At 65.2% G+C, this 3753-nt stretch carries 4 protein-coding genes; 3 read left to right on the plus strand and 1 reads right to left on the minus strand.

Features of this window, described 5'->3' with window-relative positions; translation table 11 throughout:
- Positions 1-525 (plus strand): zinc-binding dehydrogenase (locus MOV75_RS30545; RefSeq protein ID WP_247007175.1); only part of this gene is annotated, 525 nt, incomplete at its 5' end.
- Positions 526-538: 13 nt separating this feature from the next.
- Positions 539-1729, plus strand: a complete 1191-nt coding sequence (gene uxuA / locus MOV75_RS30550) for a mannonate dehydratase (protein WP_246931353.1) — start codon at positions 539-541, stop codon at positions 1727-1729.
- 103 nt (positions 1730-1832) lie between these two features.
- Here the strand turns inward: uxuA and MOV75_RS30555 are convergent, their stop codons facing one another.
- On the minus strand, positions 1833-2522 hold the full coding sequence (locus MOV75_RS30555; RefSeq protein ID WP_246931354.1) for an aspartate/glutamate racemase family protein: 690 nt from the start codon (positions 2520-2522) through the stop codon (positions 1833-1835).
- A 222-nt stretch (positions 2523-2744) separates the two neighbouring features.
- Between MOV75_RS30555 and MOV75_RS30560 the strand changes: the two genes are divergently transcribed.
- Positions 2745-3488, plus strand: a complete 744-nt coding sequence (locus tag MOV75_RS30560; RefSeq protein WP_246931355.1) for a metallophosphoesterase — start codon at positions 2745-2747, stop codon at positions 3486-3488.
- Positions 3489-3753 lie beyond the last annotated feature (265 nt).

Below are 3753 nucleotides of genomic sequence, written 5' to 3' on the forward strand. Positions count from 1 at the left end.
GGCATCATCTTCGGCGCCGGCCCGATCGGGCTTCTGACCATGCTCGCCGCGCACCGCGCCGGCATGACGGACATTACCGTCGCTGATATCGCCCCGGCGCCGCTCGCCTTCGCAACCAAGCTCGGCGCTTCGCATGTCGAGAACGTTGGCGGAGGGGAGGAGGGGCTGAAGGCGCAGGCCGCCTCGCGCCCCTATGACGTTGCGTTCGAAGTCTCCGGCACGGCCGCGGGCCTTGCCAGCGCGATCGGCATCGTCAGGCGTGGCGGCGTGGTGGTGCAGATCGGCAACCTGCCGGGCGGCCAGATCCCGACGCCGTCCAATGCGGTGATGGCCAAGGAGATCGACCTGCGCGGCTCGTTCCGGTTCGGCTTCGAATTCGCAACCGCCGTGGAGCTGATCTCCAATGGCAGCATCGACGTGCTGTCGCTGGTCACCGCCGAGCGGCCGCTCTCGACCGCGCCGGACGCGCTCAGGCTGGCGCTCGACCGCTCGCAGAGCGTCAAGGTCGTGCTGACCGCGAATTGATTGGAGATTGCACATGATGCTCGAAGGTTGGCGCTGGTACGGGCCCGACGATCCGGTCTCGCTCGACGATGTCAGGCAGGCCGGGGCGAGCGATATCGTCTCGGCGCTGCATCAAGTGCCGATCGGCGAAGCCTGGACACGCAAGGCCGTCGAGGAGCGCAAGAACTTCATCGAGAACGGCCAGCCCGGCCGCTCGCAGCTGACATGGTCGGTGGTGGAATCGATTCCGATCCCGGACGACGTCAAGCGGCTCGGCGGCAAGGCGACGCAGTCCATCGAGGCGTGGATCGCCAGCCTCGAGGCGGTCGCCGCCTCCGGCATCAAGATCATCTGCTACAACTTCATGCCCGTCGTGGACTGGTGTCGCACCGATCTCGAATGGGAGTTGCCGAACGGCGCCCGCGCCATGCGCTTCGACCAGGACCGCTTTGCCGCGTTCGAGCTCCACATCCTCAAGCGCCCGGCTGCCGCGCAGGAATATTCGTCCGAGCAGCAGGCGCGCGCGAAAAAGCTGTTCGACCAGATGAGCCAGGCCGATATCGATTATCTCGTCATGGTGATCGCCAGCGCGCTGCCGGGCTCGACCACCGAGCCGATGACCATTCCGCAGTTCCGCGACCGGCTCGAGACCTATCGCGACATCACGCCGAAGATTCTGCGGCAGCATCTCGCCGAATTCCTTGCGCGCGTGACGCCGGTGGCCGAGCAGCTCGGGGTGTCCCTGACCTTGCATCCGGACGATCCGCCGCGCCCGCTGTTCGGCCTGCCGCGCATTGCGTCCTCGGCCGACGATTATCAGGCGCTGTTCGACGCCGTCCCGTCCAAGGCGAACGGCATCTGCCTGTGCACGGGCTCGCTCGGCGTGCGGCCTCAGAACAATCTGCCCGAGATGGCCGAGCGCTTCGGCCCGCGCATTGCCTTCGCCCATCTGCGCGCGACCAAGCGCGAGGCCGACGGGCTGTCGTTCTACGAGTCCGATCATCTCGACGGCGACGTCGACATGGTCGCGGTGCTGAAGGCGCTGTTGAAGGAGAACGCCCGGCGCTCGCCCGACAGCCAGATCGTGTTCCGTCCCGATCACGGTCACCGCATGTTGGATGATCTCGCCGCCACCAAGCGCACCAACCCCGGCTACACCGCCATCGGCCGCCTGCGCGGCCTCGCCGAGCTCCGTGGCGCGATCCGCGCGATCGAGCATCGTTGAGGCGGCAGGTGCAGTAGCCCGGATGAGCGAAGCGATATCCGGGGCAATCGATCCCGCATGTCGCTTGCTCATGCGGGCTACGGATCGTCATTCCGGCTGCGCTTTACCCGATCGCGAAATCCGCCGCCGCCTCCGCGTGAATCGCCGTGGTGTCGAACGTCTCGACCGAGGTGTCGTCAGGGCCGACCAGCATGGTGATCTCGGTGCAGCCGAGGATGATGCATTCGGCGCCGGCCGCGACGAGCGCTGCCATTACCTCCCGATAGCGACGGCGCGAGGGATCGGCGACGATTCCAAGGCACAGCTCGTCGTAGATGATGCGGTTCACGTCGGCGCGGGCCTCAGTGGGAGGCACCAGCACGTCGAGATCATGCGCGCGCAGCCGGTCGATGTAGAAGTCTTCCTCCATCGTGAACTTCGTGCCGAGGAGGCCGACCCGCCGGTATCCCTTCGCCCGGATCCGTTGCGCCGTGGCATCACCAAGGTGAATGAATGGAACGGTCACGCTCGATATGATCTCAGGCGCCAGCTTGTGCATCGTGTTCGTGCACAGCACGATCGCCCGTGCGCCGGCGCCTTCAAGCCGCCGCGCCACCTCCGCCAGGCTGGCCGCCGCCTCCGTCCAACGGCCCGCGTACTGCATCTGCTTGATCGCCTCGAAATCGTAGGAATAGATCAGCAGCGGAGCGGAATGCAGCTTGCCCATGCGGTCGCGGACCCGCTCATTGATGAGCTTGTAGTAGAGCGCGGTGCTCTCCCAGCTCATGCCGCCGATCAGGCCGATGGTCTGCATTCCGGTGTCCTCGACGATGTGGCTCGGCCGGATCGTAAACGAAGATGTCGAAGCTCGGAAGCTGTCGCTTGATCGCGGCACCCTGGTTGTGCCATTGTTCCGCCTGCGCCGATTTGACACTCAGCTTGCGGGCGCTTCTACAAATGCAGCTAAAGAGAACCGCTATCCCTGCATCGTCCCGCATTGGGTGAATTGTCGGCCATCTCGAGTGGGGAAGGCCATATGAAATTTGCTGCGATCGCGGATGTGCACGGGAATCGTCCGGCGCTTGAAGCTGTCCTTGCTGATATTGCTATGCTCGGCATCGACGAGGTCGTGAACCTCGGCGACCATGTCAGCGGACCGCTCGAGGCGGCCGCAACGGCAGACCTCCTCATCGCGCGGGGTTTTCCGTCGGTGCGCGGGGATCAGGACCGAATCCTGGTCGAGCTCTGGCAGGCGGGCGGCTCGGCGCGCAGCGATTTCCGGCAGCTCGATCGCAGGCATTTCGAGTGGCTGGCAAGCATGCCCGCCACACTGATGTACAAGGAGCGGGTGTTGCTGTGCCACGCCTCGCCCACCAACGATGCCGCCTTCTGGCTCGATACCATCACCGCGGATGGCAGCGTGCGCGCGAGTCCGATCGAGGCGGTCGAGGTCGATGCCGCAGGGATCAATGCCGAAATCATCCTGTGCGGACACACGCACATTGCAAGAGTTGTTCGGTTTCGAGATGGACGATTGGCGGTCAATCCCGGCAGCGTCGGATTGCCGGGTTATGATGGGAAATCGCCCGTTCCTTACGTGGTCGAGGTCGGCACGCCGCACGCGTGCTACGCCATCCTGGAACATGCCGGAGCGGGCTGGTCCGCGACGATCCGCTACGTGCCCTACGATCCTTCGGCCATGGCCGCATTGGCACGCAGCAAGGGCATGCCTGGCTGGGCGAGCGCGATTGCAACGGGGTGGGTTTCGCAGCCCGGATGAGCGGAGCGATATCCGGGACCTTTTGCCCCGCACCAATCCCGGGTGTCGCTTCGCTCACCCGGGCCACGCGATTGTGCCTGTGTCGGCCGCTGTCAATCCACCGACGTGAAAATATTCCACTTTACCGAAATTCGGTTTCGGCGTATGTGTCGGCCATCCTGATCCGGCGAAAGGGGCGGTCGTACGTCGTCACGAGCCGCGGATCGGGGAGCGGTGGACGCGGCAGCGTCGTGCACGAGAGGTGGGAGCAGGGCGGGCGAACCCC

The sequence above is a fragment of the Bradyrhizobium sp. PRIMUS42 genome (assembly GCF_023006515.1).
Taxonomy (GTDB): domain Bacteria; phylum Pseudomonadota; class Alphaproteobacteria; order Rhizobiales; family Xanthobacteraceae; genus Bradyrhizobium.